Annotated in this window: 26 protein-coding genes; 10 read left to right on the plus strand and 16 right to left on the minus strand. The window is 63.3% G+C overall.

The window, feature by feature from the left end; translation table 11 throughout:
• Positions 1-4: 4 nt before the first annotated feature.
• From egtD to L1K66_RS12500, 5 genes are all read right to left on the minus strand, one after another.
• Complete coding sequence (egtD, locus tag L1K66_RS12480) at positions 5-991, minus strand: L-histidine N(alpha)-methyltransferase (protein WP_252258159.1); 987 nt, start codon at positions 989-991, stop codon at positions 5-7.
• A 4-nt stretch (positions 992-995) separates the two neighbouring features.
• On the minus strand, positions 996-2,276 hold the full coding sequence (gene egtB / locus L1K66_RS12485) for an ergothioneine biosynthesis protein EgtB (protein ID WP_252258160.1): 1,281 nt from the start codon (positions 2,274-2,276) through the stop codon (positions 996-998).
• A 136-nt stretch (positions 2,277-2,412) separates the two neighbouring features.
• A complete protein-coding gene (locus tag L1K66_RS12490) occupies positions 2,413-3,504 on the minus strand; it encodes a sensor domain-containing diguanylate cyclase (RefSeq protein WP_252258161.1) in 1,092 nt (363 codons plus the stop codon).
• 83 nt (positions 3,505-3,587) lie between these two features.
• Positions 3,588-4,967: a class II 3-deoxy-7-phosphoheptulonate synthase gene (locus L1K66_RS12495; protein ID WP_252258162.1), complete on the minus strand. Its 1,380-nt coding sequence runs from the start codon at positions 4,965-4,967 to the stop codon at positions 3,588-3,590.
• A gap of 130 nt (positions 4,968-5,097) precedes the next feature.
• Positions 5,098-8,100, minus strand: coding sequence for a M16 family metallopeptidase (locus L1K66_RS12500; RefSeq protein WP_252258163.1), 3,003 nt, complete (start codon positions 8,098-8,100; stop codon positions 5,098-5,100).
• 98 nt (positions 8,101-8,198) lie between these two features.
• On the opposite strand from L1K66_RS12500, the gene L1K66_RS12505 reads away from it, so the two are divergent.
• From L1K66_RS12505 to L1K66_RS12530, 6 genes are all read left to right on the plus strand, one after another.
• The gene (locus tag L1K66_RS12505) at positions 8,199-8,780 is read left to right on the plus strand and encodes a NifU family protein (RefSeq protein ID WP_252258164.1); all 582 of its coding nucleotides are present in this window, start codon (positions 8,199-8,201) and stop codon (positions 8,778-8,780) included.
• A 66-nt stretch (positions 8,781-8,846) separates the two neighbouring features.
• Positions 8,847-9,479, plus strand: coding sequence for a tRNA (adenosine(37)-N6)-threonylcarbamoyltransferase complex dimerization subunit type 1 TsaB (gene tsaB / locus L1K66_RS12510; protein ID WP_252258165.1), 633 nt, complete (start codon positions 8,847-8,849; stop codon positions 9,477-9,479).
• Entirely contained in the window at positions 9,476-9,955 is a 480-nt protein-coding gene (locus tag L1K66_RS12515; protein WP_252258166.1) for a GNAT family N-acetyltransferase, read from the plus strand. Before tsaB ends, L1K66_RS12515 begins: the two co-directional genes overlap by 4 nt.
• 138 nt (positions 9,956-10,093) lie before the next feature.
• Positions 10,094-10,531, plus strand: coding sequence for a MucR family transcriptional regulator (locus L1K66_RS12520; RefSeq protein ID WP_034954527.1), 438 nt, complete (start codon positions 10,094-10,096; stop codon positions 10,529-10,531).
• A 139-nt stretch (positions 10,532-10,670) separates the two neighbouring features.
• Positions 10,671-11,093 carry a Fur family transcriptional regulator gene (locus L1K66_RS12525; protein WP_034954528.1) on the plus strand — a complete coding sequence of 141 codons (423 nt, stop codon included), beginning with the start codon at positions 10,671-10,673 and terminating at the stop codon, positions 11,091-11,093.
• A gap of 5 nt (positions 11,094-11,098) precedes the next feature.
• The gene (locus tag L1K66_RS12530) at positions 11,099-12,025 is read left to right on the plus strand and encodes a lysophospholipid acyltransferase family protein (RefSeq protein ID WP_252258167.1); all 927 of its coding nucleotides are present in this window, start codon (positions 11,099-11,101) and stop codon (positions 12,023-12,025) included.
• Positions 12,026-12,037: 12 nt separating this feature from the next.
• On the opposite strand, the gene L1K66_RS12535 is transcribed toward L1K66_RS12530, so the two are convergent.
• The 5 genes from L1K66_RS12535 to L1K66_RS12555 form a co-directional block, all read right to left on the minus strand.
• Positions 12,038-12,922 (minus strand): LysR substrate-binding domain-containing protein, encoded by an 885-nt coding sequence (locus L1K66_RS12535; RefSeq protein ID WP_256471454.1) that lies wholly within the window; start codon positions 12,920-12,922, stop codon positions 12,038-12,040.
• Positions 12,923-13,033: 111 nt separating this feature from the next.
• Positions 13,034-13,975 (minus strand): hemolysin family protein, encoded by a 942-nt coding sequence (locus L1K66_RS12540; RefSeq protein WP_252258169.1) that lies wholly within the window; start codon positions 13,973-13,975, stop codon positions 13,034-13,036.
• A 12-nt stretch (positions 13,976-13,987) separates the two neighbouring features.
• Positions 13,988-14,494 (minus strand): rRNA maturation RNase YbeY, encoded by a 507-nt coding sequence (ybeY, locus tag L1K66_RS12545; RefSeq protein ID WP_252258170.1) that lies wholly within the window; start codon positions 14,492-14,494, stop codon positions 13,988-13,990.
• Entirely contained in the window at positions 14,494-14,850 is a 357-nt protein-coding gene (locus L1K66_RS12550; RefSeq protein WP_252258171.1) for a hypothetical protein, read from the minus strand. Before L1K66_RS12550 ends, ybeY begins: the two co-directional genes overlap by 1 nt.
• Before the next feature lie 44 nt (positions 14,851-14,894).
• Positions 14,895-15,926: a PhoH family protein gene (locus L1K66_RS12555; RefSeq protein ID WP_034954536.1), complete on the minus strand. Its 1,032-nt coding sequence runs from the start codon at positions 15,924-15,926 to the stop codon at positions 14,895-14,897.
• A gap of 162 nt (positions 15,927-16,088) precedes the next feature.
• On the opposite strand from L1K66_RS12555, the gene L1K66_RS12560 reads away from it, so the two are divergent.
• Complete coding sequence (locus L1K66_RS12560; RefSeq protein ID WP_252258172.1) at positions 16,089-16,670, plus strand: hypothetical protein; 582 nt, start codon at positions 16,089-16,091, stop codon at positions 16,668-16,670.
• Here L1K66_RS12560 and miaB read toward each other — a convergent pair.
• Positions 16,659-18,011, minus strand: a complete 1,353-nt coding sequence (gene miaB / locus L1K66_RS12565) for a tRNA (N6-isopentenyl adenosine(37)-C2)-methylthiotransferase MiaB (protein ID WP_252258173.1) — start codon at positions 18,009-18,011, stop codon at positions 16,659-16,661. The genes L1K66_RS12560 and miaB overlap by 12 nt on opposite strands.
• An 85-nt stretch (positions 18,012-18,096) precedes the next feature.
• On the opposite strand from miaB, the gene L1K66_RS12570 reads away from it, so the two are divergent.
• A complete protein-coding gene (locus L1K66_RS12570) occupies positions 18,097-18,597 on the plus strand; it encodes a hypothetical protein (protein ID WP_252258174.1) in 501 nt (166 codons plus the stop codon).
• Between the two features lie 20 nt (positions 18,598-18,617).
• Here L1K66_RS12570 and L1K66_RS12575 read toward each other — a convergent pair whose 3' ends face one another.
• The gene (locus L1K66_RS12575) at positions 18,618-19,544 is read right to left on the minus strand and encodes an alpha/beta hydrolase family protein (RefSeq protein ID WP_252258175.1); all 927 of its coding nucleotides are present in this window, start codon (positions 19,542-19,544) and stop codon (positions 18,618-18,620) included.
• A gap of 31 nt (positions 19,545-19,575) precedes the next feature.
• Positions 19,576-20,037 (minus strand): peptidylprolyl isomerase, encoded by a 462-nt coding sequence (locus tag L1K66_RS12580; RefSeq protein ID WP_252258176.1) that lies wholly within the window; start codon positions 20,035-20,037, stop codon positions 19,576-19,578.
• Positions 20,038-20,136: 99 nt separating this feature from the next.
• On the opposite strand from L1K66_RS12580, the gene mgtE reads away from it, so the two are divergent.
• Together mgtE and L1K66_RS12590 are read left to right on the plus strand one after the other, a co-directional pair.
• A complete protein-coding gene (mgtE, locus tag L1K66_RS12585; protein ID WP_252258177.1) occupies positions 20,137-21,585 on the plus strand; it encodes a magnesium transporter in 1,449 nt (482 codons plus the stop codon).
• 59 nt (positions 21,586-21,644) lie between these two features.
• Complete coding sequence (locus tag L1K66_RS12590; RefSeq protein ID WP_252258178.1) at positions 21,645-22,034, plus strand: DUF1489 family protein; 390 nt, start codon at positions 21,645-21,647, stop codon at positions 22,032-22,034.
• A 4-nt stretch (positions 22,035-22,038) separates the two neighbouring features.
• On the opposite strand, the gene L1K66_RS12595 is transcribed toward L1K66_RS12590, so the two are convergent.
• The 3 genes from L1K66_RS12595 to L1K66_RS12605 form a co-directional block, all read right to left on the minus strand.
• A complete protein-coding gene (locus tag L1K66_RS12595; RefSeq protein WP_252258179.1) occupies positions 22,039-22,710 on the minus strand; it encodes a cytochrome b/b6 domain-containing protein in 672 nt (223 codons plus the stop codon).
• 19 nt (positions 22,711-22,729) lie between these two features.
• A complete protein-coding gene (locus L1K66_RS12600; RefSeq protein ID WP_252258180.1) occupies positions 22,730-23,227 on the minus strand; it encodes a c-type cytochrome in 498 nt (165 codons plus the stop codon).
• Positions 23,228-23,309: 82 nt separating this feature from the next.
• Positions 23,310-24,185, minus strand: a complete 876-nt coding sequence (locus tag L1K66_RS12605; RefSeq protein ID WP_252258181.1) for a DUF1295 domain-containing protein — start codon at positions 24,183-24,185, stop codon at positions 23,310-23,312.
• Positions 24,186-24,206: the final 21 nt, after the last annotated feature.

Consider the following 24,206-nt stretch of genomic DNA (forward strand, 5'->3'; position numbering starts at 1 on the left):
GGACCTAGGGAGCCATCCGGTTGGGCCGCGCTTCTGCCAGCAGCAGCGAAAACCGCCCTTCGCCATCGGTCCAGCGCGCCACCGGTTCCCACCCGCCCGCATGCAGCAGCATGTTGGAAGTGCGAGGATCGAACTTGTGGCTGTTTTCGGTATGGATGCTTTCGCCCTCGGCCAGAGTGAATTGCTGCCCCGCAACGGTGAAGGCGATGTCGCGCGTGGCGACGAGATGCATCTCGACCCGGGCGAAATCGTCGTTCCAGCGCGCTTCGTGGCGCAAGCTGTCAACCGGGATGTCGCCCGCAAGCTCGCGATTGACGCGGCGGATCAGGTTGAGGTTGAACTGCGCCGTCACCCCCGCCGCATCGTCATAGGCGGCAACCAGCACACTTTCATCCTTGATCAGATCCATGCCGATCAGCAATTGCGATCCCACGCCGAGCGTTTCGCGCATGTTCCTCAGCAGGTCGACAGCGGTGCGCGCCACCATGTTGCCGATGGTGGAGCCGGGGAAGAACCCGAGCTTGGGCAAAACTGCCACCTCTTCGGGCAGCGCGACCTGCCGCATGAAATCGGCCTCCACCGGATAGACCGGCAGGCCGGGAAACTTCGCCGCCAGATCGGCCGCCGCAGCGCGCAGGAAATCGCCCGCGATATCCAGCGGGACATAGGCCGCCGGATTGATGGCCGACAGCAGCAGCGGGGTCTTCACCGAAGAACCCGATCCGAACTCCACCACCGCGCGCCCTTCGCCGATCATCGCGGCGAAATCGGCCGAGCGCTGCGTCAGGATCTCGGTTTCGGCGCGGGTCGGGTAATATTCGGGCAGCCGGGTGATATCCTCGAACAACTGCGATCCGGCATCGTCGTAAAACCAGCGCGCAGGGATCGCCTTGGGCACTTGCGCCAGACCAGCCAGCACATCGCTGCGGAACGCGGTGTCCACCCCTTCGGCATCGCGTGTGACCAGCCTCAGACCTTTTTCGGTTGGCACTTTGTCAAATGTCCTTGGCAAGCCGCAGGCCGGTGAATTGCCAGCGTTGATGCGGGTAGAAGAAATTGCGGTACGACGCGCGCGAATGGCCGCGCACGGTGGCGCAGCTGGCGCCTTTCAGCACGAACTGTCCACTCATGAATTTGCCGTTGTATTCGCCCACCGCGCCGCGTGCCGGTTTGAACCGGGGATAGGGCAGATAGGCGGAGCGGGTGAACTGCCAGCAATCGCCGAACAGGTCGCTCTCCCCATTGGGTTGCACCGGCCCTGCCCGGTCAAGCTGGTTTCCGCCGGCGGGATCATGCGCCGCCGGGCTGCCTTCGCCATCCTGCCCGCGCGCGATCGCTTCCCATTCGAATTCGGTCGGCAAGCGTGCGCCCGCCCATGTCGCAAAGGCATCGGCTTCGTAATAGGAGATGTGCGTCACCGGCGCATCGGGATCACGCTTCTGCCAGCCCGCGTGGGTGAACTGTTCGTCGGATCGCCAGTAAAGCGGGGCGTGGATAGCGTTTTCGCGCACCCAGGCGAGCCCGTCGGACAGCCACAGCGAGGCATCGCGATATCCGCCATCGGCGATGAATTCGCCCCATTCGCGATTGGTCACCAGCCGGTCTGCCAGCGCAAACGGCTCCAGCAGGACGCGGTGCGCGGGCCCTTCGTTATCGAATGCAAAGGCAGAACTGGCCTTGCCCGGATCATGGCCGACCAGAGCGATCCCGCCGGGATGCGAATGCCAGCCAAGCTCTTCACTAGGTCCGCGCTGCGACTGGTCCGCGTCCCACATCGCCGGGCCGAGCGGATTGCGGAACAGCGCGTGCTTGATGTCGGTGAGCAGCAATTCGATGTGCTGCTGCTCATGCGCGATACCCAGAGCGACCAGCGGCGCGTGCACCGGATCGTCCAGCAATGGCGCCGTCGCCGCATCGACCTGTGCGCGCCATTCGATCACTTCTTCCAGCGTCGGGCGCGACAGCATCCCGCGCGAAAAACGCCCGATCCGCGCGCCTTCCGCCTCGTAATAGGAATTGAACAGGAATGCCCAGCCTTCGTTGGGGATCGTGTAATCGGGCGCGTGATCGCGCAGCAGGAACGTCTCCCAAAACCATGTGGTGTGCGCGAGGTGCCATTTGGCGGGGCTCGCGTCCTCCATCGACTGGATCGTCGCATCGGCATCCGAAAGCGGCTCTACCAGAGCCTCCATCAGCGCGCGGGTGCGGGTGAACTGCGCGCTCAGCGGCTCATTCGCGGGCTCTGCCTGTTCGCGTTGGAGGTTTGTTTCCGGCATTGTTTCCGCTCCCGATTATCTGCGGAGTTGCGCGGACGCCATGCCGGATGCGCAGAACAAATGAAAGGCCAAACAGGAATTTGGTTGCGTCACCTTGGCACATCAAACCGTCAGGCCGACCTGACAACTTTGACGATCAGGCCGCCATCCGCACCCGGTTGCAGCCGGATGCACGGGCCTCCCACAAGGCGCCATCCACGCGCGCGAACAGCGAAAGCGCTGTGTCGTCCGGCTTCATCGCGGAATAGCCGACGCTGATTGTCACTGCGGGTGTCCCGTCCTTTGCGTCCGTGGCAGCAATAGCCTGACGCAGGCGTTCGGTCATGATGCGCGCCATGCGATCTGAAGCTCCGGGCACTATCCAGGCAAATTCGCTGTCACCGACCCGGCCCAGCAGATCGCTGTCGCGGGCCTGCGCTCCGGCAATCGCGGCCACCCGGCGCAGCACGGTATCAGCCGCCGCCGCGCCGCGATCTGCATTGATGCGCTGGAAATGATCGATATCGAACATCACCAGTACCAGAGGCATTTCGGTAATCCGCGCATCGACAAGGCGACGGCCCAATTCGGCCATCACCAGCCTGCGAGTGGCAATGCCGGTCAAGGGATCGCACAGCGCGGTGATCGGGGCATCGAGGCCGGAGACAATATCGCTGTGCGCGGGCTTCCGCGCAGTTTCGCTTTCGCCCCTTTCCCGCACCACGCCGACAATGCTCCGCACTTCACCATTGGCGCCGATCAGGTTGCACGCCTGCACGCGCAGCCCGCGCAGGGGGATATCGGGCGTGTTCAACTCGAATTCGAACTCGAACGGATCGGTCTGGTGACGATTGCGCTCAACCTCGCCCACCAGATCGATGTCATGCGCGAACAACAGCGTTTCGGCGTCTCCGGCGACGAATTGCTCGTCCTCGTCGATACCGAACAGGCGCTTCATCCCGTCCGACCAATGCTGCTCGCCGGTTTGCGGATCATATTGCCAGATACCGATCCCGGCGAGCCTTTCGGCCATGCGCACCGTTTGCAGGAAGTCGCGCATGGCATCGCCGTGCTGGCGCGCGGTACGGGCAACCTCGCGTGTTTCCCTGCGCGAGGAAACCACACGCGAGATGGCGGCGAGCGCGACCAGTGCCATTGCCCCGCAAGCCAGCAGCAAGGGATCGCTGCCCAGAGGCATGATCGAAGCCGGGTCGGGCTGCGGCACGGAAAGATCGACAGGGGATGCCATGGTTGCCCCTGCTTAACCATCAATTCCTGAGCGAGCGCAGGACGCGCTCCCCCGTTTGATTACTTAGCGATCAGACGAAGGGTTCAAGCAGCGTCAGCGGGCCGTTGCTGTTCGCCCATCTCGCTGTTGAGCATTTCCGCCAGCAGGAATGCGAGTTCCAGCGATTGCTCCGCATTGAGGCGCGGATCGCAATGGGTGTGGTAACGATCGCCCAGCGCATCGTCAGTGATAGCCACCGCTCCGCCAACGCATTCGGTCACGTCCTGTCCGGTCATCTCGATATGGATGCCGCCCGGATGCGTGCCTTCTGCGCGGTGGACCGCGAAAAAGCCCTTCACTTCCCTGAGGATGCGATCGAAGGGCCGCGTCTTGAAGCCGCTGTCCGATTTGATGACGTTACCGTGCATCGGGTCGCAGCTCCACACCACCGGATGCCCTTCGCGCTTCACCGCGCGCACCAGCTTGGGCAGGCCTTCCTCGACCTTGTCATGGCCGAACCGGCTGATCAGCGTGATCCGCCCCGCCTCGCGCGAGGGGTTCAGCTCGTCGAGCAGCGCCAGCAGCGCGTCCGGTTCAAGCGAGGGGCCGCATTTCATGCCCAGCGGATTGCCGATGCCGCGCGCGAATTCGATATGCGCGCTGCCGGGGAAGCGGGTACGATCCCCGATCCACAGCATATGCGCCGAAGTCGCATACCAATCCCCGGTGAGCGAATCCTGCCGGGTCATTGCCTGTTCGTAGGGCAGCAGCAGAGCTTCGTGACTGGTGTAGAAACTGGTGCCCTGCAATTGCGGCACGGTGCCGGGATCGACCCCGCAGGCTTCCATGAAGTCCAGCGCCTCGCCGATGCGGTCGGCCATTTCGCTGAACTTCTCGGTCCAGGGCGTGCGGCCCATGAAATCGAGCGTCCACTGGTGGACCTGCCGGAGATTGGCATAGCCGCCCCCGGCAAAGGCGCGCAGCAGGTTGAGCGTCGCGGCGGCCTGCGAATAGGCGCGCACCATGCGCTGCGGATCGTTGCGGCGGCTGGCGGCATCAAATTCGATGCCGTTGATATTGTCGCCAAGGTAGCTCGGCAGGGTGACATCACCGATCGTTTCGGTGGGCGATGAACGCGGCTTGGCGAACTGCCCCGCCATGCGGCCGACCTTCACCACCGGACGCTTGCTGGCGAAAGTCATGACGACAGCCATCTGCAGCAGCACGCGGAAGGTGTCGCGGATGTTGTTGGGGTGGAATTCGGCAAAGCTTTCGGCGCAATCGCCGCCCTGCAACAGAAACGCGTGGCCATTGGCGACATCGGCCAGATCGTGCTTGAGCGCACGCGCTTCGCCAGCGAACACCAGCGGCGGATAGGCGGCCAGCGTCGCTTCGGCCTCGGCCAGTTCGGCGGCGTCATCATACTGCGGCAGATGCCGGGCTTCGCGTTCTTTCCAGCTTGCTGGGTTCCAGTTCTGGGCCACTTTACGTCTCTTCTTTCACAACTTGCGGGCGGGCGGGTAGGCACGCTGGTTCTATTTGTAAAGCCACAGCGGGCATTGCGACAACTTTATTTCGCGCGCCGCGCCAGCCGGCAACGGTCTTGGCCCGCCGTCAGCGTCCGATCACTTGCGGGGCCGGACGCACTGCGGCGGGGCGTTGTACCACAGGCGTTGCAGGGGCTTCAGCCAGTTCCTGCCCTTCGGGAATGATCGCCAGCTTGAGCGGCTGGCGCTGCGCGAAATACCGATCCGCGAGGAACTGCATGATCTGCGGATTGGTCTGCGAATAATCCGCCAGCAGCGATCGCAAAAGGTTGACGCGCTGGGGATCGAAGCTCGACCCTTCGAGGTTGTAGAGCCAGAACTGGTTGCCGGTGGAAGCGCGGCGGATGCGCTGGCTCAGGGGTTCGGTGACGCGGTTGATTTCGTCGGCGGTCGGCGGATTGGTGGAGAGATCGCGCGAAATCCGCTCCGCTTCGGCGAAGAACACCGGCACGAAATCCGGGGTCAACTGCGCCAGCGCGACGATCCGTCCGCCGCCGTTGATGTCGGCGGGCCAGTTGGAGAACACCTGCGGCGAATAGCTCGCCCCGGCCTGTTCGCGCAGAGCCTCCAGCACGCGGTTGTTGAAGATCTGGGTGAGGATTTCGAGCTGGCGCGATTCGCGGATGCTCGCCATGCCGCCGCCACTGGGCCAAGCGATCACCGCCGCCGCCTGATTGGCATCGCCGCGATGGGTCAGCACCGTCGGCGTGTCGGAGGGCGCAGGGAAAGACGGCACGCGCGCGGCGACTTCAGGTGAAATCGGCGTGCGTTCCGGCAGCGCGCCAAAGGTTTCGCGCAGCTTTTCGACAATAGCGTCGCGATCGAATTCGCCGAACACCAGCACTTCGACCGGACCCTGCTGAAGCAGTGGCTCCCACACTTCGCGGAAGCCTTGCGGCGTCACCTGCTCAAGCATCTCCGGCGTCGGCGTGGCAAAGCGCGGATCGCGATCAGTCGAAAGGTAATCGAGATCGCGGTTCAGCACCGCTCCGGGACTGGTGGAGTAGGTGTTGTAGGCCAGCTCCGCCGCCGCCTTGGCGCGGATCACCGGATCGGCATCCCAGCGCGGCATGCCGAGCTTCGCCGCGAACAGATAGAGCTGGTCTGCCACATCGCTGGACCGGGTCTGCGCGGTGAAGGTGAACACCGCATCGTCGATCCCGAAATCAAAGCCCAGCTTGCGCCCGGTGGCGAGCCGGTCAATCTCGTTCTGGCCGAGATCGGCCAGCCCCGAACCCACCAGCGCCATCTCGCCAATAGGGGCGTAAACGGCGGAGTCTTCGTCGAACGCGCGGTAGCCCGCGCCAAATCGCACCCGCACGGTGACGCGGCCCGGTTCGGCATCATTGGCCCACACCAGTGCGCGCACGCCGTTGGCGAAATTGATCTGCTCAACTTCGAGAATGCCGAGCGGCCCTTCCTGCGTGATCGTGCCGGGGGCGCCGATGCGCGGCAGTTCGTCAAACGAGATGCTCTGCGCGGCCAGCCGGGCGGTATCGTCGACCACCGCTTCGCTGGCGAGCGCGAGCTGCAGCTTTGCCTCGTCCGCTTCACCAATGGTCGGCGTGACATAGACCGAGCGCAACACATCCCCTTCGAACAGGGCGCGGGTGCGGGCGTGGACTTCGGCAGGGTTGAGGCGATGCTTCATTCCGCGAAACACGTTCAGCACCACTTCGGGCGCGGCCACCGTTTCGCGGATATCCACCGCGTTGACGAGATTGTCAGCCAGATCCTTGCCCGCCTGCACCGGAGCCTGCTCCAGTGAATTAGCGAAGGCGACGTCGAATTCGGCTGCCTCGCGGTCGATTTCCTCCTGCGTGGGCGGATTGGCGATGGCATCGGCGATCACCCCGCGCACATCGGCGAGCGCAGCCTCCCAATCGTCCGACAACGGCGCGACGGTGACAAAGGTCGCATCGGTCGAACGTGAGATGTCGTCCTGCTGCACCTGCGCGTAGAGATAAGAGCCGCCGCCGCGTGCGCGCGTTTCCAGCCGCCGGTTGATGATCGCCTGCGACAGCGCATCAAGCAGCAGCCCCTCGTTATAGACGATGGTGTCCTGCACCTGCCGCCAGGGGCGCATGATCGCATAGGTCAGGCTGCGCGGCAGATCGGGCTCCACCCCGACGCCAAGATCGCCGATAGGCAGGCCCGTACCCGAGGCAATCGGAGCGCCTTCCGGGGCGACGGGATCGCCGAAATCGGGCGCGACGCCGGGTTCTCCGGTGCCTTCCCAATCGCCGAACCATTGTTCGACAAGGCCGGCCAGCATCATCGGATCGGCATCGCCCGCAACCACGATCACGGTGTTTTCGGGGCGGTACCAGCGATCATAGAACGCCTGCACCGCAGGGCCGGTCGCCGCTTCCAGCGTGGCTTCGGTGCCGATGGGATTGCGCGTCGCCAGCCTTTGTCCAGCAAAGAATGTGCGCCGGGTAAGGTCGCTCACCCGCTGCGCCGCCCCGCCCCGCTCGCGCTTTTCAGCCAGAACGATGGGGAGTTCGGCGGCCACGTTTTCGTCGCTCAGCACCGGATCGCGCACCATGCCCGAAAGCAGTTTGAAGCTTTCCTCCAGCTTGGCCTGGTTGATATCGGGAATGTCGAGCTTGTAGGCGGTATGGGTCGGGCTGGTTTCGGCGTTGGCGTCGCTGCCGAAAGTCGCGCCCAGCCGCTGCCACGCAGCGATCGCCTCTGCCTGCCCCAGATATTTGCTTTCGCGGAACAGCAGATGCTCGAGCAGGTGGGCATAGCCCTGTTCGCTGTCCTCTTCATGCAGCGAACCGGCATCAATCCGCACCCGGATCGACATCTGGCGCGGCGGCACGCCATTGCGGCGCACGGCATAGCGCAGGCCGTTGTCCATCTTGCCGAACAGCCATTCCTCATCGACAGGAACGTTGCTTCCTTCGTACAGCCACGGCGTCTCGCCTTCGCCCTGCAAGGCCTTTGGCGCGGGAATCTCATTCGCGGGAGCAGCCGGAGCGTCCTGCGCAAGGACGGGGACGACGAATGCAATCGGGGCGGCAATCAGGCAGAGCGCGGCGCCTGCACGGGAAATGATCTTCATGGGGACCTCTATAGGGAGCCAACCCATGAAGGGCCAGTGAATGTCCGCAAACATTCGCTGTCTTGTCGCGGGGTCCGGGGCGCACTATTTTACCCATCATGTTCATCGAAACCGAAACCACCCCGAACCCGTCCAGCCTCAAATTCCTGCCGGGCCGCGCCGTCATGCCGGTGGGCACGCGCGAATTCGCCTCTCCCGAAGCGTCAGAGGCAAGCCCGCTCGCACAGGCAATCTTCGACACGGGCGAAGTGGTGAACGTGTTTTTCGGCTATGACTTCGTCACCGTCACCGCCGCTCCGGGTTCCGACTGGAGCGCGCTGAAACCGCAGGTGGTGACGATATTGCTCGATCACTTCATTTCCGAAGCCCCGCTGTTCGCAGGGCCGACGGGCAATGGCATCGCCGTTCCGCCCGAGACCGAGGATCTGGTGGTGGAAGACCGTGAGGAAGACGCGGAAACCATCGCCTCGATCAAGGAACTGCTCGAAGCGCGCGTGCGTCCGGCCGTCGCCGGCGACGGCGGCGACATCGCCTATCGCGGCTTCAGCGAAGGCGTCGTCTACCTGACGCTGCAAGGCGCCTGTTCGGGCTGCCCTTCCAGCACGGCGACGCTGAAGCAGGGGATCGAAAACCTGCTCAAGCATTACGTCCCAGAAGTGACGGAAGTGCGCGCCGCCTGATCCGGCACGCGCGCAGGTTCGCCTCCCCCTTGCAGAGCGCCCCCGGCTGGGGCATCGCGCTTTGCCATGCGCACTCTCGCGATAGAAACCGCCAGCGAAGCCTGCTCCGTCGCTCTGTTCGAACGCGGCGAGCTGCTGGCGCATGACAATCGCGTGCTGGGGCGCGGCCATGCCGAGGCGCTGATCCCGATGATTGCGGCGCTGCCGGAAAAAGGCCGCGCGGATCGCATCCTTGCCTCGCTCGGACCGGGCAGCTTCACCGGAGTCAGGATCGGGGTCGCCGCAGCGCGCGCGCTGGGTTTTGCTTGGGGCGCGCAGGTGCTCGGTTATCCGACGCTGGCGCTGGTGGCGGCACAGGCCATGCAGCGCGATCCGAAGCCGGTGACGATTTGCATGAACGGCGGGCATGGCGAATGGTTCGTACAGAGCTTCGATCCCGGTGGTGCGCTGGACGAAGTGCGCTCGCTCACCCCCGATGCGGCTCGCGCAGCAGGGGCCATGGCATTGATCGCGGGCAACCGCGCACAGGAACTGGCCGAACTGTTCGATGATGCGCATGACGCAATTGCGCTGCTGCCCGATGCCGGTGCGGCGATGCTGCTGGATACTGCACATCTGACCGGCGATCTTTCCCCGATCTATGGCCGCGCGCCCGACGCGACGCCGCAAAAGGCGCAGGCAGGCGCGATCAGCGGATGAGCTCCACCCCGCACGAAATCGACCGGATCATGGCGGTGATGGAGGCCGCGTTCGATCCGGCCTATGGCGAAGCGTGGAACCGCCGCCAGGTCAGCGATGCGCTTGCCCTTCCCAGCACCCACGCGCTGGTGATCGATTCCGACGGTCAGGCCATCGCGGCTGAAGCCATGCCCCATGCGGCAGAGGTCGCCGGATTCGTCCTCACCCGCCATGCCGCCGACGAAGAGGAATTGCTGCTGATCGGCGTCATTCCCGAATTTCGGCGGCGCGGCTTGGGCGAAGCCTTGATCGACCGGCTGTTCGCACAGGCGCGGGCACGTGGCGTATCACGAATCTTTCTGGAAATGCGGCGCGGCAATCCGGCGATCCATCTCTATGAAAAGGTCGGATTTGAACCAATTGGCCTGCGCCCCAACTATTACAGGCTGACCAATGGTGGCCGAGTTGATGCCATTACTTTCGGCTGTTCAATCTAATTCACGATTAAAATCGCATCTGGCGAAATTTCTCCTGATTTAGTCCAAACTTGGCAACTCATCTCCTTGCAAAATCTGTAAAGGTCGGCCATGCGCCAAATATCGGAAAAATCCGAATAGAAAGAACAAGAGGAACTCATGGAAGACCTGCAGATGGAGATGAAGGAAACCCTCATCACCCTCACGAGCGATATTGTCGCCGCTCATGTCAGCAACAACAATGTCGATGTTGACGCCGTTCCGGCACTGATCACCAACGTGTATCAGGCGCTTGCCGGACTTGGCGAAGAAACCGTCGTCGAAGAAGTGCGCCCGGAACCGGCGGTTTCGATCCGCGCTTCGGTAAAGCCGGACTACATTGTCTGTCTCGAAGACGGCAAGAAGCTGAAAATGCTCAAGCGTTACCTGCGCACCAATTACGACATGACCCCCGAGGAATATCGGGCACGCTGGAACCTTCCCGCCGACTATCCGATGGTGGCTCCGAACTACGCTGAAAAGCGTCGCGATCTCGCCAAGAAGATCGGCCTTGGCCGCAAGCCGGGCACCGGTCGCGGTCGTCGCAAGGCGAAGTAATCCCGCCTCGCAGCCCCCGGCCGCAATTTCAGCTGGGGGCTGCACGGCCACCCGAACTTGAGCATTTCGCCCCGCCTCGGTAAGGGAGGGACGAGATGTATCCATCGGCTTTGGCCGACCCCAATCAGGAAGCATTCGCGTGAGCCAGAAGATCGACCTCGAACAATTGTGCGCCGAAAAAGGCTTGCGCATCACCGAACAACGGCGGGTCATCGCCAAGGTGTTGTCCGAAAGCGACGATCACCCCGATGTCGAACTCCTGCATGCGCGTGCATCGGAGGTCGACCCGAAGATTTCCATTGCCACGGTCTATCGCACCGTGCGCCTGTTCGAAGAGGCGGGCATTCTTGACCGGCACGATTTCGGCGATGGGCGCTCCCGCTATGAACCCGTTCCCGAGGCGCATCACGATCACCTGATCGACGTCGAAACCGGCAAGGTCGTGGAATTCGTCGATCCCGAAGTCGAAGCGCTGCAACGCCAGATCGCCGAAAAGCTGGGCTATCGCCTCGTCGATCACCGGATGGAGCTGTACGGCGTCCGGCTGTCACGCGAAGACTGACAGCGATGAACGAGGATCCAGGGGTCAACACCGGGATCGACGCGCCTAGCGTCGATCAGGCATGGGAATTACGCGTTGCCGCCGCCCGCGGTGAAAACACCCCGATTTCGGTAGCGGGATGGCTGCGGCTGTCCATGCGCGCTCTGGCACTGATGGCGCTGTTGATCGTCTGTGTGCCGCTGCATTATGGCTATCGCCTTTTATTCTATGGCTCTCCCTTCCCCATGCTGTTCCTGCGCTATTCGGCGCGCATTTGCGGCGCGCGGGTCAAGGTCGAAGGCACCCATCTGAAGCGCGACGTGTTCTACATCGCCAATCACATTTCGTGGATGGACATCCTTGCGATGGCAGGCGCTTGCGGCACCGCATTCGTGGCCAAGGCCGAACTGGCTCAGGCGCCGTTGGTCGGCTGGCTCGCATCGCTGAACCGGACGGTTTTCGTGAAGCGCGAAAATCGCATGGGTGTGGCCGAACAGATCAACGCGTTGAAAGAGGCGCTGGCCGACAATTGGGCGGTCACTGTCTTCCCCGAAGGCACCACGACCGATGGCCAGTCGCTGCTGCCGTTCAAGACGAGCATGCTTTCCGTCCTCGAGCCACCCCCACCCGGAGTGCTGGTGCAGCCGGTCTTTCTCGATTACGGCGCGGTGGCCGAATGGATCGGGTGGATCGGCGAAGAAGGCGGGCTCAACAATGCCAAGCGGGTGTTGGCGCGGCGCGGCACGTTTGAATTGCGCATCACCTTCCTCGAACCCTTCAGCCCCGAAGATCACCGCGGTCGCAAGGCGATCAGCTTGGAAGCGCGCCGCATGATCGAAGAGGCGCTGTGCGAAGCGCTGGGAAAGCCGCTGCGCCCGTTTGCGCATGATGTCGCACCGGTGCGCTATTCCGCGCAGAAAACACCTCAGCCAAGCGAAGACGCCCAGGTCTGAGCCGCCGGGCAATTACAGCCCGGCGCGCACCAGCCAATCGTGGAACAGCCGCACAGGGCGATATTCGAGCGCCGTGGGCTTGCACACGAACCAATAGCTGTAGGGACTTTGCACCTCGGCCCCCGGCAGGTTCGTCAGCCGGTTGTCCGCCGCACGCCGCAGGTGATCGTCATGCATGATCGCGATGCCCAGCCCCTGCGCAGCCGCTTCGAGCATCAGCTGGCCGGAATCGTAATGATCGATCGCGGCGGGCTCCATCTCCTCCAGATCGTTGGCCTTTTTCCACGCGACAAAGCTTTCGGGCAGTTCGTTGTGGATCAGGAACGTCTGCTTGGCGAGGCCTTCGGGCGTGATCCGGTCACCGATCGCGATGGCGGTGTCGCGTGAACAGATTGCGTGGACCAGATTGTGATCGAGCCGCACGGCATGGAGGCCCGAGGCCGGTCCGCGCGAAAGGATGATCGCGGCATCCAGCGTATCGCCCACGCGGTCTTCCAGATGCGGCGCGGTGTCGATGTCGATATGCAGCAGCGGGTGGCGCTTGCGCAATTCGCCAAGGCGCGGGAACAGCCGCTGGCTCCCGAACATCGGCAGCACGCCGAGCCTGAGGCGCAGGAGCGAGATATTGTCCGACTGGCTTTCGACAGCGCGGGTCAGCGATTCCAGATGCGGGTTCACCGCCTCGTAGAACGCCTGCCCTTCGTCGGTCAGTTGCATCGACTGGCGGGCGCGGGTGAACAGCTTCTTGCCCACGAATTCTTCGAGATTGCTGATCCGGCGTGAAAGCGCCGACGGGCTCAGGCCGATCTCCTCCGCCGCCGCACGGGCAGAACCCAGCCGGACGGTACGCATGAATGCTTCGAGGGCTCGCAAGGGAGGAAGACGACGTGATGGCATGAGCAGGCTCCTAGATCACAAGGAGATACGCTCGTCGAGCCAATTGGATGCAAAAAATCGAAGAAATTTTGCGTAAGCCGCGCCGATCATGCGGTTATTGCAAGGGCGCGCCTACCCGTCGTCGTCTTCTGTGGCGATGCTGGGGGCGTGCAGACGCAGACGCGTCACGTGGGTTTCGTCACCCGCCGTTACCTCAATCCGCCAGCCGCTGGGATGTTCCAGCATCGTGCCCACGGGCGGAACGGCCTCGGCCAGAACGAAGGCGAGCCCGCCGAGCGTATCGACCGCTTCGGCCACTTCGGCGAGGCGCGGATCGACCAGTTCGGCGACATCGTCCAGCTCGGCGCGGGCATCGCAATCCCACATCCCTTCGCCAATAGAAACGATCAGCGCCTCGGGCGTTTCGTCATGCTCATCCTCGATCTCGCCGACGATTTCCTCGACCAGATCCTCGATCGTGATCAGCCCGTCGGTGCCGGAAAATTCATCCAGCACGATCGCCAGATGCACCCGGCGGCTGCGCATGTCAGCCAGCACGTCGAGCGCGCCCCGCGTCTGCGGCACGTATAGCGGCTGACGCATCAGCACGGTCCAGTCGCGCGGCGGGGCTTTGCCGCGGGCGAGATAGGGGAACACGTCCTTGATGTGGATCATGCCGATGACGTTATCGAGCGTACCGCGATAGACCGGCATGCGCGAATGGCCGTTCTCGCTGAAGCTGTCGACCAGATCGGTCCAGCTGATCGAGGCTTCGACTGCGACGATCTCTCCACGCGGCACGGCTACATCATCGGCGTCGTGTTCGCTGAAATGGAGGAGGTTGCGCAGCATCTGCCGCTCAACCGGCGACAGATCGCCATTGGCGCTGCCGTTTTCGTGGGTGGCGCCGTCGTCGTTTTCGTCCTCGTGCTCGTCGATAGCCTCTTCGAGCTGCGCACGCAGCGAACGATCGCTGTCTCCGACGCGAACGATTTTCCTGAAAGCGTGGCCGATGTTGGACAACAGCCCGCTGCTACTCTCCGCGTCTCCGGCGGGGGATGAAGAATCGGGCATGGCCCTGCGTGATTACTCCTTTAAGTCACGGTCCCCATATGGGTCCGGTATGCCCAATTTTGCAAGAGCCGCGATTTCCAGCGCCTCCATCGCCTCCGCTTCGGCATCCGAATGGACGTGATCGTGCCCCGCAAGGTGCAGCAGGCCGTGGACGATCAGGTGGGCGGCGTGGTGTTCCAGCGATACGCCCTTCTCCGCCGCCTCACGCGCGCAGGTTTCATGCGCCAGCGCGATATCGCCGAGCATTACCGGCGGGCCGTCCTGCTCCAGATCGAGCAGTTCCTCACGCTCCAGCATGGGGAAGGAGAGAACATTGGTCGGCTTGTCGCGCTGCCGCCATTCGCGGTTGAGCGTGTGGACTTCGGCATCGCAGGTGAAGAGCAGGCTGACGCAAAGGCGCGGATTGGCGATTTCGGGTGCGACTGCGCCAACCGCCGACGCCGCGCGTTCGGCCAGCGCGTCCCATCCTTCCGGCCACCCACCTTCGGGCCAGTCTTCGATGTCGGTTTCGAGTTCCATCAATCCGTCTGCACTTCCTGCAATGGCGTGCCGTCGCATAAGGGATCGGGACCGAGGTTGTAACCCATGTTCCCACGGCCTGCGGGTCTGACGCGGTCATAGCAAATCTGCGTATCGCCGGGCGCCGCCAGCACCAGCAGCGTACAATAGGCCCAGCTTCCCGCCATCACGAAAGCCAGCAGCGCGCGCCATGTCCAATGGATCGCGCCGCGCGCACCTCTCCACGCGAGCAGCGCGACCGAAAGCGCCCAGAAGATCGACAGGCGCAGGAACCAGTCGTCGTGATCGAGGAACACCACGAGAAGGATTAAAAGCGGCAGGACGAACAGCGCCGCGTATATGGCGAACCATACCATTGCGGCGCCTCTTGTGCCGCTGTCAGCTCTTAGAGATCCCACCGTCAGGCATCCGGCCCCTCATACGCCTCGACTATGCGACCCACGATCGGGTGGCGCACCACGTCGGCGGCGGTGAAGCGGATCGTGCCGAAGCCTTCGATCCCTTCGAGCTTCTCCACCGCATCGGCAAGGCCGCTCATCCGGTCGCCGCCGGGAATGTCGACCTGGCGCGGGTCGCCGCAAACCACCATCCGGCTGTTCTGCCCGAAGCGGGTGAGGAACATCTTCATCTGCTCGCGCGTGGTGTTCTGCGCTTCGTCAAGGATGATGAAGCTGTCCGCCAGCGTGCGCCCGCGCATGAAGGCGATGGGCGCAATTTCGATCTCGCCGCTGGCGATGCGCCGCTCCACCTGTTCGGGCGGCATGCAGTCATACAGCGCGTCGTACAGCGGGCGCAGATAGGGATCGACCTTGTCCTTCATATCGCCGGGCAGGAAGCCGAGCTTTTCCCCCGCTTCCACCGCCGGACGCGACAGGATCAGACGTTGCACGCTGCCCGACATCAGCTGGCTGACGGCCTGCGCCACCGCGAGATAGGTCTTGCCCGTCCCCGCGGGGCCAAGCGCGAAGATGATGTCGTCCCGCGCAAGGCTACGCATATAGGTGATCTGGGTCGCCGAACGCGGCACGATCGTCTTGCGCCGGGTGCGGATCATGATCGGCGGTTCTTCGCGTTCGCCGCTGATGATCCCTTCGAGCGTGGGTTCGTTCGACATCACGATCAGCGATTCGATCGCCCCCGCGTCGAGATCCTGCCCCAGCGCCAGCCTGTCATACATAGTGGTGAGCGTTTCGCGGGCACGGGCCACCGCGTCCTCCGGCCCTTCGATCATCACCTTGTCGCCCCGCGCATGGATATAGACCCCCAGCCGGTTTTCCACCTGCACCAGATTGGCGTCGAATTGTCCGAAAAGCGGCCCCAGCAGGGACTGGTTCTCAAACGACAGCTCTGCCCTCGCCCGTCCGTTTTCGGTTGCATGGATGGGACCCGGCAGAACAGCCGGATCGATGGCGCTGGTCGGTCGTCGGCCCATAGGTTCCTTTACGCTTGGCCTGATGTTCGAGTCGGAAGGTTACGCTCCCCCCGGATCAAAGCAAGCACCGCCCCCGCGCATGACGGTGGAAAGTAACGCACGCGTCACGAATATGGTATGCGACGGGGCAACAGGAATCGGAAGCTGGGGAGTGGAATTGTCATGATGTTCAGGACTGGTCTGCTGGCGGGGTGCCTTGCGCTTGCGGCGTGCGCGCAGGGCGATACCGCAAGCGAGAGCGAGGAAGCGACCGCCCCGACAGCGGCGGAGCAAGAAGACGCGGCGCTGGCACAAGCGGGTGAGGACATTCGCCGGTTCCTGCTTCAGAATTACCCCGATGCCGCGCCCGGCCAATATGCGCTGGCGTTTTACGATCTGGATGGCGACGGCGCGAACGAGGCGATCGTCCACCTGATCTCGCCCTTTTTCTGCGGCAGCGGCGGATGCAACACGCTGGTGCTGACGCAGGCCGGGACGATGTGGCGCGAAGTCGCCAATATCTCCGTCTCGCGCACGCCCGTCGGAGTGGCCGACACTGCGAAAAACGGATGGCAGGACATCACCGTCACCATCGGCGGGGGTGGCGGCGAATGGGGAATTGCGCAGCTTGCCTTTGATGGCGAAGCCTATCCTTCCAATCCCACGGTCGAACCCGCGATCATGGTGGAGACACTGGGGACGGAATTGATCGCAGAAGAACCGGAAATGCTGCCGCTTGAGGCGGAAGCCGCCTCAACCGAATGAGGCGACGCGTTCCCTGACCAGACCCCGGATCGAATTCGGTCCGGCTTCGACCAGTTCGGCTTCGATCATGTCACCGATCGCGGCCGGGGCATCGAACCACACCGATTGCAGCCACGGCGATTTGCCGAGCCACTGGCCTTCGTGCTTGCCCTTGCGCTCGACAAGGACCTTGCAGGTCTTGCCCACGCTCGCCTGGTTGAAGGCCAGCTGATCGCGGTTGAGCCGGGCCTGAAGCCGCTGGAGGCGATCGTCCATCACCTCTTTCGCGATCTGGTTGTCCATCGTCGCGGCAGGAGTGCCGGGACGCGGCGAGTATTTGAAGCTGAAGGCGGCGGCATAGCGCACTTCATCGACCAGCCGCAGAGTGTCTTCGAATTCGGCCTCTGTCTCACCCGGAAAGCCGACGATGAAATCGCCTGAAAGCGCGATATCGGGCCGCGCTTCGCGGAACCGTTCGAGCAGCCGCAGATAGCCTTCCGCCGTATGCGCGCGATTCATCGCCTTGAGCACCCGGTTGTTGCCTGACTGCACCGGCAGATGGAGGTAAGGCATCAGTTCTGCCACTTCGCCATGGGCGGCGATCAGATCGTCTTCCATGTCGTTGGGGTGGCTGGTGGTGTAGCGGATGCGTTCCAGCCCATCGAGCTTCGCCAGCGCCCGGATCAGGCCAGCAAGGCCGAGGCTGCGCCCCTTGTCATCCTCTCCCGACCACGCGTTGACGTTCTGCCCCAGCAGCGTGATCTCCCGTGCGCCGGCTTGGATCAGCCTTTGCGCTTCGTCGATCAAGTCGCTGTAGGGCCGCGATATTTCCGCACCGCGCGTATAGGGGACGACGCAATAGGTGCAGAATTTGTCGCACCCTTCCTGCACCGTCAGGAACGCGGTGGGCGAACGCCGCTTGCGCTTGGGCAATTGATCGAACTTGGCGATGGCGGGCATGTCGGTATCGGTCGCGCGTTCGCCCTTCACCGCCTTGTCGAGCATTTCGGGCAGGCGGTGATAGGCCTGCGGGCCGACCACCATCGACACTGCCGGAGCGCGCGCCATGATTTCCTCGCCTTCGGCCTGCGCGACGCACCCCGCAACCGCGATCAGCGGGCTGGTGCCATCCTCGCGGCGCAAGCGGCCGATGTCCGAATACACCTTCTCCGCCGCCTTTTCGCGGATGTGGCAGGTGTTGAGCACCACCAGATCAGCCTCTTCGCCATCAGGCGCGGGGACAATGCCCTTTTCCGCCAGCAATTCGCCCATGCGTTCGCCGTCATAGACGTTCATCTGGCAGCCGAAGCTTTTGACCCTGTAGGTGCGCGGGGTCTTTGGGGAAGTGGTGTGCGGTTTCATGATTGCCGCGCGCCTTAGCGCCCTTGGCGCGCAGGTTCAATCGGCGAGCACTTGCTTGTTCCGGCAGTCATGGCATCAAGGCGGCATGATCAAGCCCGCGCTTTCCGCCCTCGCCCTTCTCGCCGCCGCATCGCCGGTGCTGGCCCATGACGATGCACCGCCATCCGCCGAACAGCAGTTTGCCGAGATCGCGTCATGGGAAGGTCGCTGGAAAGTCGCCGAAACGGATGCGCTGCAAATCGTGTTCGAAATCACCGCGCGCGGCAAGACGGTGGTCGAACGCTGGGAAACCGCGAGCGGGCTGCATTCGATGACGGTCTATCATCTTGATGGCGGCCACGTGATCGCCACCCACTATTGCCCGCAAGGCAACCAACCGAGGCTGGAATCCACGCCGGGTGAGGATGGCCAGATCGCCTTTGCCTTTCGCGACATCACCGGGCTGGACGACGGTGAAAGCCATGCGTTCACGCTCGACTGGGCCATGCGCGGCGATGGCACTCTTGTGCGGACCGAAGTGTATCGCAGTGCCGAGGGGCCGGGCGAACCGGGCCGTTACACCCTTTCGAAAGCTGAGGACGAATAGTCAGCCGTCGCTGCGCGGGTTCAATCGCGCCGCTGTTCTTCCTCGCGCCGCGCCTGATGCACGCAAGGCTCAAGCTGGCGGATGCTCCGGCCCGGATGCACCCTGTCCGCGGGGCCGCACTCCACCATCGGCTTGGGAACGGAATTGGCCTGCACCACGCTTAACGCATCGTCGCTGCCATAGGCCGCAATCCAGGTGACGCAATCGGCCAGCGGGCGCACCTTGTGCTTGGTGAAGGAACTGTTCTGCGGCCCGCAATTCACCGTGAACACCTCCGCCGCCGGATCGACATCGAAACGGGCAAAGCGGCGCAGCACTTCGCCCCTTTCGTTGAAGACGGTGCGCTGCACGTCATTGGTCATCGCATCACCGGCATAGAATGGCGATGTGTTGAACATGTAGGCGCGCACTTCGGGGTATTTGATCGAAACCTCCGTCGCCAGCGCCCCGCCCAGCGAATGGCCGGTGACGACCCATTGCGGATCACTGCCCCAGCGCTCGCGCTCGGCCTCGAAATATCGCAGCGCGATCTCGATCTGGTCGCTGCGCAGCGTGCCGTAGAAAATGTCGGTGAAGCCGTCGAAATCGGTGCCACGAAACGCCATGATCCGCGCCACCGGCTTGCGCCCCGGATCGCCATCGCTGCCGGGCGCGTATTGGGCGAAGATTTCGTAGCCAAACCCCTTGTCCGCGTCCTCCTCGGCAATCGGCAGGCGCTCAAGCTGTTCAAGCAGCGGCCCGTCATCGGTGAACAGGTCATCATCGCCGGTATAGGCATTGGTCGCCGCAACCGCATAAGGCCACGCCTCCACCGCCGCATCGCGTACGAAAGCACACCACCCGCCCGGCTCATTGCGGCAGGGCGAGCGCGATTGCGAAATGTCGGGATAGGTGACGCAGCCGCCGAGTAGCAGCAGGCAAAGCGCAAGTGCGACCCGGCGCGGCATCACCCGTAAAACTCCCAAGGCTGGGCTGCTATCAGCCCACAGTAGCCTTGATGATCTTGCCCGGCGAACGCGGCGGTTCGCCCTTGGGCAGGGCGTGGACGTGTTCCATCCCGCTCTCGACCTGGCCCCAAACGGTATACTGACCGTCAAGGAAGCGTGCGTCTTCGAAGCAGATGAAGAACTGCGAATTGGCGCTGTCGGGATTGGCGGCGCGCGCCATCGAGCAGGTGCCTTCGACATGCGGTGCGGAGTTGAACTCGGCCTTCAGATCGGGCTTGTCGCTGCCGCCCATGCCGGTGCCGGTCGGATCGCCGCCCTGCGCCATGAAGCCCGAAATCACGCGGTGGAACACCACGCCGTCATAAAACCCTTCGCTCGCAAGCTCGGTGATGCGCGCGACATGGCCCGGTGCAAGATCGGGACGCAGGGCGATCACCACATCCTTGCCTTCGCCATCGCCAGTGTCGAGCGTGAAAGTGAGCTTGTCTGCCATTGGGTATTCTCCTGATTTGGTTTGAAAGCCGCTATAATGGCTTGAGCCGCCGTGTCACCCGCTTGCTTTTCATATTCGCTTACCTAAACCCTCGCAGCCATGGTCGATCCTGCCGCACTTGATGAGAAAACCCTCCCCGTCGACACGGCGGAGGATGACGTGCGCCCGGACGACCGGATCGATGACGAGCGCCACGACGAGGAAAACCGGCTGAAGCCGCGTTACATCGCGGCAGTGCGCGACGCGCTGGAGGACGGGGACAAGGGCGCGGTCTATGACCTTGTCGAACCGCTCCACCCCGCCGACATCGCCGACCTTATCGAGCTGACCGACCGCGAGGATCGCGCGCTGCTGGCCGCCGCCATCACCGACCTTATGACGGTCGAAGTGGTCGCCGAGCTGAACGATCACGTCCGCGAGGCGATGATGGAGGCGCTGCCGGCAGAGGCGGTCGCCTCGATCGCCGAACAGCTCGAAACCGACGACGCCGTCCAGCTGCTCGAAGACCTCGACGAAGACGACCAGAAAGCGATCATCGCCGAGCTCGACCCGGAAACGCAGGCCGCGGTGGAAAGCGCGCTGGCCTATCCGGAGGAGACCGCGGGCCGTCTGATGAGCCGCCACGTGATGGCGGTGCCCGAACATCTGACCGTGGGCGACCTGATCGATTACCTGCGTGAACATGGCGATCTGGAACATGATTTCCACGAAGTCTTCGTGATCGACGCCGCGCATCACCCCGTCGGCACCTGCGCGCTCAACTGGATCCTTACCACTCCGCGTAATGTCCGGCTGACCGACGTGATGAAACGCGACCAGACGCTGATCCCGGTGACGATGGATCAGGAAGAGGTCGCGCTGATGTTCCAGAAATACGCGCTGATCTCTGCCGCGGTGGTGGACGAAAGCGGGCGGCTGGTCGGCCAGATGACGGTGGATGATATCGTCCACATCATCTCCGAAGAGGCAGGCGAGGACGCACTGCTGCTTTCGGGTGTGGGCGATGGCGACATCAACGAACCGATCCGCGAAGCCTATACCGCCCGCGTGCGCTGGCTGATCGCGAACCTAGGCACGGCGGTGGTCGCATCGGCCATCATCGCTTTCTTTGGCGCGGCGATCGAACAATTGGTGGCGCTTGCCGTGCTGATGCCGATTGTCGCCAGCATCGGCGGCAATGCCGGCACGCAGACAATGGCGGTTGCGGTGCGCGCGATTGCCACCAACCAGCTGACGCGGGCAAACACCTGGCGCATCGTCAGCCGCGAATTGCGCGTCGCGCTGCTCAACGGGGTGACTGTCGCAGTGCTGATCGGGATTGCCGCAGGCGTGCTGTTCGGCTGGCAGATGGGCGCGGTGATCGCGCTCGCGATGGTCGTCAACATCGCGGTGTCGGGGCTTGCCGGAGTGCTTGTCCCCGTCGCGTTCGAGCGCGTGGGACAGGACCCTGCGGTCGCTTCCAGTGTGTTCGTGACGATGATCACGGATTCGATGGGCTTCCTCGCCTTCCTCGGCTTGGCAGTGGCGGCAGGACTGGCGCCGCTCTAGCTTGGGGAATGTCGCGAGAAGCTGCTCGCAATCTCCTGCGCACTCCCTAGATTGCTCGCATGCCCCTCCACCTAACCAAGATCGCGTTTGGCGCAACAAGTTATGCCGATATCGAAAGCTGGTACGCGGGCGGCCGCGCGCCGTTTCTGACGACCAAGTACCGGCCGACCAAATGGGAACAATGCATCGGCGGGTCGCTGTACTGGATCCACCAGCACAGCATCGTCGCGCGTTCGGTGATCAAGGGGTTTTCCCAGACCGACGCCGGGCGCTGGCGGATCGAGCTGGAACCTGAACTGATCCGGGTGCAACCCCGCCCCAAGCGCGCGCATCAGGGCTGGCGCTACCTGAAAGGTGAGCCTCCGCGCGACCTGGCAGAGGGTGAAGACATCGGCGACGCGCTGCCGGGGAAACTTGCGGCAAAGCTGGAGAAGCTGGGGCTGGTCTAGGCGCCTAGGTCAGCGGCGGCGCGCCAGCGTAAATCCACAAGGGCAGCGCGACAGCGATTGTCAGCGCGATCAGGAACCTGCCGGTCGAGGGCGCGGAATTGCCTTTCGTCCCCGCGGCCTTCTCGCCCTTGCCCGTCACCATTGCCCCGACAAGGTTCTGCATCAGCGCGCCCGCATAGATCGCAACCGCCGCGATATGCAGGCCGATCATCGCGAACACGACATAGACGAACCATTCGTGCGTTTCGGTGAGCGCATCGGCTGTCCCGACGCTGACGAGGCTGTTGAGCGGCCCTGTCGCCCCGTCATAGGGATCGCCTGCGAACAGGCCCATGACGATCTGCACCAGCGGCAGCGTGAGCAGGCCCAGCACCGCCAGCGCGCCCAGCGGGTTGTGCCCGATTTCACGCTGATGGTCATGGTCGCCCTTGAAATAGGCGAGCAGATGCTTCGGCCCTTTCACGAATGTGGCGAAACGCGCGGTGTCGGTGCCGAGAAATCCCCAAAGCAGGCGGAAGATGACCAGGCCCAGCAGCACGTGGCCCAGTCGCATGTGCCAGCCCCATGCCGAATTTTCGGCAGTGAGCCACATCGCGGGGAGGATCAGGACGAAAGACCAGTGCACGACGCGCACCGGCCAGTCCCAGATCGCTACCGGCTCGGTCTTGGTGGCCATGCGCCGGGCCCCGATCCGATCAATCGTCGTCGAGGCGGAAGCTGTCGTGGCAGTTCTTGCACGAACCACCCAGCGCCTTGACCTGCTCGCCAACCGCAGCGGCATCGCCCGCCTTGGCCAGCTCAACCATCTTGGCGCTTTCCTCGATCAGCTTTTGCGTCGCGGCTTCGAATTCCTCGGGCTTTTCCCAGATCGTTGCCAAAGCTTCGGTGTCATAACCGGCTTCGACGCTGGTGCCTTCAGGGAACAGGCCGGAAATGCGCTGCGCGCGCTCGTTGATGTCGATTGCAGCCGCTTCGATTGCGGCCATGTCGGCATCGCCTTCCAACTGGGTGCGGATCACCTTGAAGCTGTCGCTGATCGCTTCGAAATTGTCGTGGCGTTCCTTGATCTCCGCCGGAACCCCACCCGCAGGGGCCGCTTCGGTCGGAGCATCGGCGGCCTCGCCTCCGCAAGCGGCCAGCAGCATGGCGGGCGCGGCGATGGCGATCAGTCGAAGGTTGGCAGTGCGGATCATCGGTTCGGCTCCTGAATGGCGTTGGGGGGAATATATCGTTCAGTTCCGGTAACTTGAACCCCGCAATTTGGCGAAGGTTCCATCAACCCTTTGGCGGGCGCGGGATCAGCGCCGGGGTGTTGCGGCGGTATTCCTGATAGGCCGGATCATCGCCCCAGCGTTCCTTTGCCTGCTTGTCCTGAAGGTTGATACCGCTCACCTTCGTCAGCAGCAGGGTGACGAAGATCGGGGAAATCACCACCAGCCACGACAGGCCCGAAAGCACCGGGATCGCGATGATCAGAATGCCCGTCCACAGGGTGATTTCACCGAAATAGTTGGGATGGCGCGACCAGCGCCACAGGCCGGTGTCGATGAATTTGCCCTTGTTCGCGGGATCGGCCTTGAACTTGCTTTTCTGCGCGTCGGCCACCGCTTCGAAGGTGATGCCCAGAAGCCAGACCGCCGCGCCGATCCAGAAGAACGCGCCAATCGGCTGCGGATCGGGCGAAGTGATCGCCACCAGCGCGGCCGAAGCCGTCAGGATCACCCACAGCCCTTGCAGCGTCCATGCGACCAGAAAGCGCGAGGGATTGACCTTGATCTTCTCGAAACGGCTGTCGGTTCCGCCCATCGCGTGGATACGGATGAACAGGAAACTGCCCAGCCGCACGCACCAGATTGCCACCATCGCCGCCAGCACGATGGCGCGCGTGTCGAGCGAACCCAGCGCAGTGATCGCCGCCCAGCAGGCAAAGGCGGTGACGGTCAGATAGGTGATCGCGCCGGTGGTGTCATAGAACTTGTCCGACTTGGCGATGGCCGAAGGGATGAACACCAGCCAGTTCACGACCATGGCGATGACCGTGCACAGGAAGAAAGCGGAATAGCCCGCCACCTGCACGCTGTCCCATCCCGCCGCCGTGCCAAAGGCGAATGCAATGATGGTCACGACGATGAATACGATAATGCTTTGCATGATGCCCCCGTTGCGGCGCGT

It is taken from the genome of Erythrobacter aurantius (assembly GCF_023823125.1).
GTDB lineage: Bacteria > Pseudomonadota > Alphaproteobacteria > Sphingomonadales > Sphingomonadaceae > Erythrobacter > Erythrobacter aurantius.

Bases quoted from the DNA above. Each gene is read 5' to 3' on its own strand.
- mgtE (WP_252258177.1), top strand. From the start codon at position 20,137: ATGGTCGATCCTGCCGCACTTGATGAGAAAACCCTCCCCGTCGACACG.
- L1K66_RS12530 (WP_252258167.1), top strand. From the start codon at position 11,099: ATGAACGAGGATCCAGGGGTCAACACCGGGATCGACGCGCCTAGCGTC.
- L1K66_RS12600 (WP_252258180.1), bottom strand. From the start codon at position 23,227: ATGATCCGCACTGCCAACCTTCGACTGATCGCCATCGCCGCGCCCGCC.
- L1K66_RS12590 (WP_252258178.1), top strand. From the start codon at position 21,645: ATGCCCCTCCACCTAACCAAGATCGCGTTTGGCGCAACAAGTTATGCC.
- L1K66_RS12560 (WP_252258172.1), top strand. From the start codon at position 16,089: ATGATGTTCAGGACTGGTCTGCTGGCGGGGTGCCTTGCGCTTGCGGCG.
- L1K66_RS12570 (WP_252258174.1), top strand. From the start codon at position 18,097: ATGATCAAGCCCGCGCTTTCCGCCCTCGCCCTTCTCGCCGCCGCATCG.
- L1K66_RS12505 (WP_252258164.1), top strand. From the start codon at position 8,199: ATGTTCATCGAAACCGAAACCACCCCGAACCCGTCCAGCCTCAAATTC.
- L1K66_RS12515 (WP_252258166.1), top strand. From the start codon at position 9,476: ATGAGCTCCACCCCGCACGAAATCGACCGGATCATGGCGGTGATGGAG.
- L1K66_RS12520 (WP_034954527.1), top strand. From the start codon at position 10,094: ATGGAAGACCTGCAGATGGAGATGAAGGAAACCCTCATCACCCTCACG.
- L1K66_RS12595 (WP_252258179.1), bottom strand. From the start codon at position 22,710: ATGGCCACCAAGACCGAGCCGGTAGCGATCTGGGACTGGCCGGTGCGC.
- ybeY (WP_252258170.1), bottom strand. From the start codon at position 14,494: ATGGAACTCGAAACCGACATCGAAGACTGGCCCGAAGGTGGGTGGCCG.
- L1K66_RS12490 (WP_252258161.1), bottom strand. From the start codon at position 3,504: ATGGCATCCCCTGTCGATCTTTCCGTGCCGCAGCCCGACCCGGCTTCG.
- L1K66_RS12555 (WP_034954536.1), bottom strand. From the start codon at position 15,926: ATGGGCCGACGACCGACCAGCGCCATCGATCCGGCTGTTCTGCCGGGT.
- L1K66_RS12500 (WP_252258163.1), bottom strand. From the start codon at position 8,100: ATGAAGATCATTTCCCGTGCAGGCGCCGCGCTCTGCCTGATTGCCGCC.
- L1K66_RS12605 (WP_252258181.1), bottom strand. From the start codon at position 24,185: ATGCAAAGCATTATCGTATTCATCGTCGTGACCATCATTGCATTCGCC.
- L1K66_RS12580 (WP_252258176.1), bottom strand. From the start codon at position 20,037: ATGGCAGACAAGCTCACTTTCACGCTCGACACTGGCGATGGCGAAGGC.
- tsaB (WP_252258165.1), top strand. From the start codon at position 8,847: ATGCGCACTCTCGCGATAGAAACCGCCAGCGAAGCCTGCTCCGTCGCT.
- egtB (WP_252258160.1), bottom strand. From the start codon at position 2,276: ATGCCGGAAACAAACCTCCAACGCGAACAGGCAGAGCCCGCGAATGAG.
- L1K66_RS12550 (WP_252258171.1), bottom strand. From the start codon at position 14,850: ATGGTATGGTTCGCCATATACGCGGCGCTGTTCGTCCTGCCGCTTTTA.
- L1K66_RS12540 (WP_252258169.1), bottom strand. From the start codon at position 13,975: ATGCCCGATTCTTCATCCCCCGCCGGAGACGCGGAGAGTAGCAGCGGG.
- L1K66_RS12535 (WP_256471454.1), bottom strand. From the start codon at position 12,922: ATGCCATCACGTCGTCTTCCTCCCTTGCGAGCCCTCGAAGCATTCATG.
- L1K66_RS12575 (WP_252258175.1), bottom strand. From the start codon at position 19,544: ATGCCGCGCCGGGTCGCACTTGCGCTTTGCCTGCTGCTACTCGGCGGC.
- miaB (WP_252258173.1), bottom strand. From the start codon at position 18,011: ATGAAACCGCACACCACTTCCCCAAAGACCCCGCGCACCTACAGGGTC.